The sequence below is a fragment of the Mycobacterium gordonae genome (genome assembly GCF_002101675.1).
GTDB lineage: Bacteria > Actinomycetota > Actinomycetes > Mycobacteriales > Mycobacteriaceae > Mycobacterium > Mycobacterium gordonae.
This window is the reverse complement of record NZ_LQOY01000105.1, coordinates 22,238-28,237: the sequence shown is the minus strand read 5'-3', so window position 1 is coordinate 28,237 and position 6,000 is coordinate 22,238. Positions and strand designations below refer to the sequence as shown.

Below are 6,000 nucleotides of genomic sequence, written 5' to 3'. Positions count from 1 at the left end.
CCGATCACCTGATACTCCCGGGCATAACCACCGAACAACGCCGCAACCGCCACCGAGATCTCATCGGTCCCCGCCGCCGCAACAACGGTGGTGGGGAGGGCGGCCGCGACATTGGCCGCACTGATCGACGACCCGAGCTCGGACAGGCTGGAGGCCGCCGTGGTCACGACATCGGGGGATACGCTCACGAAAGGCATGGCTCATGCTGTTCAGCGGGCGTTGGCCAAAGTATGAACAGTCGTGAAATGCGCTGGTAGCGGCTCTGCATGAGGTGCCGTCAGCGGGACCGCGAATTATGAGCGCGGCGGCGGTACCCGTAACCTCTAGCGGGTGGTCGATGACAGGCGCGGTCGGAGCAGCGAGCGGCGACCGCGGTCTGGCTCCGAGGGCGCGCCGCGGCGTTCCGGCCCGGGCCGGGCGCGACCGAATCAACCCCGCGCCGAGGCTGCCCATGCGGGGCCGCCGATTCCGGCCGACATCGAGGCCCGGCAGCTGGCGCCCGACGTGCGGCGGGAACTGAGCACGCTGGACCGGGCCACCGCCGATGCGGTGGCAAGGCATCTGGTCGCCGCCGGTGGGCTGCTCGACGAAGACCCCGAAGCCGCGCTCAGCCACGCCCGCGCAGCCCGCGCCCGGGCCAGCCGGATCGCCGCGGTTCGCGAGGCGGTCGGCATCGCCGCATACCACTGCGGCGACTGGGGCCAGGCTTTGGCCGAGTTTCGTGCCGCCCGGCGGATGGGTAGCAAGTCGCCGTTGCTGGCACTGATCGCCGATTGCGAACGCGGCCTTGGCCGCCCACAGCGGGCGATCGATCTGGCGCGCGGACCCGAGGCGGCCGAGCTCAGTGGTGACGACGCCGACGAGTTGCGCATCGTCACCGCCGGTGCACGCGCGGACCTCGGTCAACTCGAACAAGCGCTGACGGTGTTGTCCACCCCGCAGCTCGACCCCGGGCGCACCGGATCCACGGCCTCGCGGTTGTTCTACGCCTATGCCGAAACGCTGCTGGCGCTCGGACGGCGTGACGAAGCGCTGCAGTGGTTCCTGCGTTCGGCGGCCGCCGACGTTGAGGGCGTCACTGACGCCGAAGACCGGGTCAGCGAACTTGGCTGAGATGAACAGCATTGCGGCGCAATATGATTGCCTGCTGCTCGACTTGGACGGAACGGTCTTTCGTGGCCATCGGGCTACCGAGGGCGCCGTGGACTCGCTGGACGCGATAGACAGCCGAAAGCTGTTCGTCACCAACAACGCATCGCGCAGCGCCGACGAAGTCGCCGCACACCTGCGCGAGTTGGGCTTCACCGCCGGCAGTGACGACGTGGTCACCAGCGCACAAAGCGCGGCCCACCTGCTGGCCGCACAATTGCCGCCGGGTTCGAAGGTGCTCATCGTGGGCACCGACGCGCTGGCCGACGAGATCTCGGCCGCGGGTCTGCGTCCGGTCCGTCGTTTCGAAGACGGGCCGGACGCCGTCGTTCAGGGCCTTTCCATGACCATCGCGTGGCCCGAGCTGGCCGAAGCCGCGCTGGCCATCCGGGCGGGTGCGCTGTGGGTGGCTGCCAATGTCGACCTCACGCTGCCCACCGAACGAGGCCTGTTGCCCGGCAACGGATCTCTGGTGGCCGCGTTGCGTGCGGCCACCGGTGGCCAGCCGCAGGTGGCCGGTAAGCCGGGGCCGCAGTTGATGAAAGATGCGGTAGGGCGCGGCAAGTTCGCGGCGCCCCTGGTCGTGGGGGACCGCCTCGACACTGACATCGAAGGCGCCAACGCCGCCGAACTGCCCAGCCTGATGGTGCTCACCGGGGTGAACTCGGCGCGCGACGCCGTTTTCGCCCAGCCGGCTCAGCGGCCCACCTTTATCGGCCACGACTTGAGGTCGCTGCATCAGGACAGCGAGTCACTCCGGGTGGGACCGCAGCCTGGGTGGCGGGTCGAGTTCAGCGACGAGGTGGCGACGGTGACGGCAACCGACCACCGTCAGGATGACGACCTCGCGATCGTCCGAGCAGTGGCCAGCGCCGTCTGGGACGCCTCGGCCGCGGTTCGGATCGAAGCCGGTGACAACCAGGCCCGCGACGCGCTGGACCGCTGGTCCCTGATGCGTGACGAGTAGACGATGACTACCGTAGGAGCGCAATGACTATCGATCCTGAGCAGATTCGCGCCGAAATCGAGTCCCTGATGGCCCAGCTGCCTGACACCGCTGACGCCGGCTCCGGGCCGTCCCTGGAGGAGCTGGAAGACATCGCCCGCCGCCTTTCGGAGGCGCACGACGTGCTGCTGCAGGCGCTGGAGTCGGCGGAGAAGGGCTGAGTGCGCGCATGCCCCGGCGTGCCCGCGTCGACGCCGAGTTGGTGCGGCGGGGTTTGGCGCGTTCCCGGCAACAGGCCGCGGAGTTGATCGGCGCCGGCAAGGTGCGTATCGACGGGCTACCGGCGGTCAAGCCGGCCACCTCCGTGGCGGTCACTGCGGCGCTCACGGTGGCCGATGAGGGTGAACGCTCCTGGGTGTCGCGGGGGGCGCACAAGCTAATCGGTGCGCTGGACGCCTTCGGCATCACGGTCGAGGGCAGGCGCTGCCTGGATGCGGGCGCCTCAACGGGCGGATTCACCGAGGTGCTGCTGGACCGCGGCGCCGCACAGGTGGTTGCCGCCGACGTAGGCTACGGCCAGCTGGCGTGGTCGCTGCGCAGCGATCCGCGGGTGGTTGTGGTGGAGCGCACCAACGTCCGCGACCTGTCGCCCGAGGCGATCGGCGGGCCGGTCAGTCTGGTGGTGGTCGACTTGTCATTCATCTCGTTGGCCACCGTGTTGCCCGCGCTGGTTGGTTGCGCTTCGCCCGACGCCGATATCGTTCCCATGGTGAAGCCGCAGTTTGAGGTGGGAAAGGGTCAGGTCGGGCCCGGCGGGGTGGTGCAGGACCCCCAGATGCGCGTCGATTCGGTGCTCGCGGTCTCGCGCCGCGCCGCCGAGTTGGGTTGGCACACCCTGGACGTCACAGCCAGCCCGCTGCCCGGGCCATCGGGCAACGTCGAATACTTTCTGTGGCTGCGGGCCAGGACTGATCGCGCGCTGGCGGGGGATGAGCTGGTGGCAGCGGCTCAGCGCGCGGTAAGGGAGAGCCCGACGACGATGCGGGGCGGTCCGCCCCGAGGTGGAGTCGGGCAATCGGGGGGAGGCCCACAGTGAGCACCGAACGCACCGTCCTGCTGGTCGTGCACTCCGGCCGCGACGAAGCCGCTGAGACGGCTCGGCGCGTCGAGAAGGTGTTGGAAGACAAAGGGATTGGTCTGCGGGCACTCTCGGCCGAGGCGGTTGACAAAGGTTCATTGCGGTTGAGCCCCAACGACATGCGGGTATTGGGCGTCGATATCGAGGTCGTCGACGCCGACCCGATGGCCGCCGAGGGTTGCGAGCTGGTGCTGGTGCTGGGCGGAGACGGAACTTTCCTGCGGGCGGCCGAACTTGCCCGCAACGTCGACATTCCGGTGTTGGGCGTCAATCTGGGCCGGATCGGGTTCTTGGCCGAAGCCGAGGCTGAGGCCATCGATTCGGTACTCGAACACATTGTCGCGCAAGACTATCGGGTGGAGGAGCGGCTGACCCTGGATGTCGTCGTGCGCCAAGGGGGCGACATCATCGACCAGGGTTGGGCGCTCAATGAAGCGAGCCTGGAGAAGGGCCCCAGGCTCGGTGTCCTCGGTGTGGTCGTGGAGATCGACGGCCGGCCGGTCTCGACTTTCGGCTGCGACGGGGTGCTGGTGTCCACCCCTACCGGGTCCACCGCGTACGCGTTCTCCGCGGGCGGGCCCGTGTTGTGGCCCGACCTGGAAGCAATTTTGGTGGTGCCCAATAACGCTCACGCGTTGTTCGGCCGGCCGATGGTCACCAGTCCTGATGCCGCTATTGCCATCGAGATCGAGGCAGAGGGTCACGACGCGCTGGTGTTCTGCGACGGTCGCAGGCAGATGGTGGTACCGGCAGGCAGCCGGCTCGAGGTGACGCGGTGCAACACCCCGGTGAAGTGGGCGCGCCTGGACAGCGCGCCATTCACCGACCGCCTGGTGACGAAGTTCCGGCTGCCCGTGTCGGGTTGGCGAGGGCGGCAGTAGCTGGTGCTGACCGAGATTCGCATCGAAGCGCTGGGCGCCATCAGCGTTGCGACCGCCGAGTTCGATCGCGGGCTGACTGTGCTGACCGGGGAGACCGGCACCGGCAAGACCATGGTGGTCACCGGCCTGCACCTGTTGGGCGGGGCGCGCGCGGACGCGACCCGGGTACGGTCGGGTGCCGAGCGTGCCGTGGTCGAAGGTCGTTTCACCACAAGCGATGTCGACGACGCGGTGACCACCCGGCTCGACGAGATCCTGGACGCGTCCGGGGCCGAGCGTGACGAGGACGGCAGCGTGATCGCGTTGCGGACCGTCAACCGTGACGGGCCGTCGCGTGCCTACCTCGGTGGCCGGAGCGTGCCGGCAAAGTCGTTGAGCGGCTTCACTACTGAGCTGTTGGCGCTGCACGGCCAAAATGACCAGTTGCGGCTGATGCGGCCCGACGAACAGCGCGGTGCGTTGGACCGGTTCGCGGGAACCGGCCCCGCACTGGAGCGCTACCGCAAATTGCGCGAAGCGTGGTTGTCGGCGCGGCGCGACCTCATCGACCGGCGAGACCGGACCCGTGAGCTCGCTCAGGAAGCCGACCGGCTCAAGTTCGCGCTCAACGAGATCGAGACCGTCGACCCTCAGCCGGGAGAAGACGAAGCGCTGGTCGCGGACATCGTGCGGCTCTCCGAACTCGATACCCTGCGCGAAGCCGCAGCATCGGCGCGCGAGGTGCTGTCCAGTTCATCCGACGAGGGCTTCGGCGCCGCCGACGGTTTGGGACGTGCTCGCAGCGCGCTGGAATCGACCGGTGATGCCCGGCTGCGAGCCCTGGCCGACCAGATCGGCGGCGCGTTGACGGTGGTGGTCGACGCCGTCGGCGAATTGGGCGACTACCTCGACGCGCTGCCGACCGACGCCAGCGCGCTGGACGCCAAATTGGCCCGCCAGGCCCAGCTGCGCACGCTGACCCGCAAGTACGCCCCCGACGTCGACGGGGTGCTGCGGTGGGCACAGGACTCGCGTGACCGGTTGGCGCAACTCGACGTGTCCGAGGAGGGGCTTGCCGCGCTGGAACGCCGGGTCGATGAGCTCGGTGGCCAATTAGGCGAAGCCGCAATCGATCTCAGCAAGATCAGGCGGAAAGCGGCCAAGAAGCTGGCCAAAGAGGTGACCGCCGAGCTCGCCGGCCTGGCCATGAACAACGCCGACTTCACCATCGGCGTCAGCACCGATGTGGCAGATCCGCGCGACCCGTCCGCCTTGATGCTGCCGGACGGCGAACCGGTGCGAATCGGCGCCGACGGGATCGATGTGGTGGAGTTCGGCTTCGCCGCTCACCGGGGCATGTCGGTACTGCCGCTGGCCAAGAGCGCTTCGGGCGGCGAGCTGTCACGGGTCATGCTGGCGCTGGAAGTGGTGCTCTCGGCTTCCGCCACCGGCACCACGATGGTGTTCGACGAGGTCGACGCCGGGGTGGGCGGCTATGCGGCGGTGCAGATCGGCCGGCGGCTGGCGCGGCTGGCTCGCACCCACCAGGTCATCGTCGTCACGCATCTGCCGCAGGTCGCGGCTTATGCGGACGTGCATCTGGTGGTACACAGCCAGGGCCCTAAGGGCACCAGCGGAGTGCGCCGCCTGACCACTGAGGACAGGGTGGCCGAGCTGGCCCGGATGCTGGCCGGGCTCGGGGAGTCCGACAGTGGTCGCGCGCACGCCCGAGAGCTGCTGGAGACCGCGCAGAGCGACCGCGCTTCGGCCTGAGGTCCAAGGCCGGTCTGGCCGCGAGCGTGCGCTCAATGCCAGCCGCCGCGGCGTGTCGCCGTACCGGGGCGCACCTTCGCGGCGGACCAAACGAGCGAGACCCCTCCGCGACACAACTGTGACAGATGTGACGC

At 69.0% G+C, this 6,000-nt stretch carries 7 protein-coding genes; 6 read left to right on the top strand and 1 reads right to left on the bottom strand.

The features are described 5' to 3' along the window. A partial coding sequence (locus AWC08_RS17410) for a PE family protein (RefSeq protein WP_085088014.1) occupies window positions 1-197 on the bottom strand: 197 nt, incomplete at its 3' end. A gap of 133 nt (window positions 198-330) precedes the next feature. Between AWC08_RS17410 and AWC08_RS17405 the strand changes: the two genes are divergently transcribed. The 6 genes from AWC08_RS17405 to recN are packed head-to-tail and all read left to right on the top strand — an operon-like array spanning window position 331 to window position 5,866. Beyond that, on the top strand, window positions 331-1,113 hold the full coding sequence (locus tag AWC08_RS17405; RefSeq protein ID WP_083271442.1) for a tetratricopeptide repeat protein: 783 nt from the start codon (window positions 331-333) through the stop codon (window positions 1,111-1,113). A 1-nt stretch (window position 1,114) separates the two neighbouring features. Beyond that, a complete protein-coding gene (locus AWC08_RS17400; RefSeq protein WP_065136621.1) occupies window positions 1,115-2,116 on the top strand; it encodes an HAD-IIA family hydrolase in 1,002 nt (333 codons plus the stop codon). Between the two features lie 23 nt (window positions 2,117-2,139). Beyond that, window positions 2,140-2,316, top strand: a complete 177-nt coding sequence (locus AWC08_RS35405; protein ID WP_142283641.1) for a hypothetical protein — start codon at window positions 2,140-2,142, stop codon at window positions 2,314-2,316. 8 nt (window positions 2,317-2,324) lie between these two features. Further along, window positions 2,325-3,191 carry a TlyA family RNA methyltransferase gene (locus tag AWC08_RS17395; RefSeq protein ID WP_083271443.1) on the top strand — a complete coding sequence of 289 codons (867 nt, stop codon included), beginning with the start codon at window positions 2,325-2,327 and terminating at the stop codon, window positions 3,189-3,191. After that, entirely contained in the window at window positions 3,188-4,114 is a 927-nt protein-coding gene (locus tag AWC08_RS17390) for an NAD kinase (RefSeq protein ID WP_065136622.1), read from the top strand. The genes AWC08_RS17395 and AWC08_RS17390 overlap by 4 nt, the downstream gene beginning before the upstream one ends. Window positions 4,115-4,117: 3 nt before the next feature. Next, window positions 4,118-5,866: a DNA repair protein RecN gene (gene recN / locus AWC08_RS17385; RefSeq protein ID WP_065136623.1), complete on the top strand. Its 1,749-nt coding sequence runs from the start codon at window positions 4,118-4,120 to the stop codon at window positions 5,864-5,866. Window positions 5,867-6,000 lie beyond the last annotated feature (134 nt).

Coding starts and splice junctions, on each gene's coding strand:
- AWC08_RS17400 (WP_065136621.1), top strand. CDS start 1,115: ATGAACAGCATTGCGGCGCAATATGATTGCCTGCTGCTCGACTTGGAC.
- AWC08_RS35405 (WP_142283641.1), top strand. CDS start 2,140: ATGACTATCGATCCTGAGCAGATTCGCGCCGAAATCGAGTCCCTGATG.
- AWC08_RS17395 (WP_083271443.1), top strand. CDS start 2,325: ATGCCCCGGCGTGCCCGCGTCGACGCCGAGTTGGTGCGGCGGGGTTTG.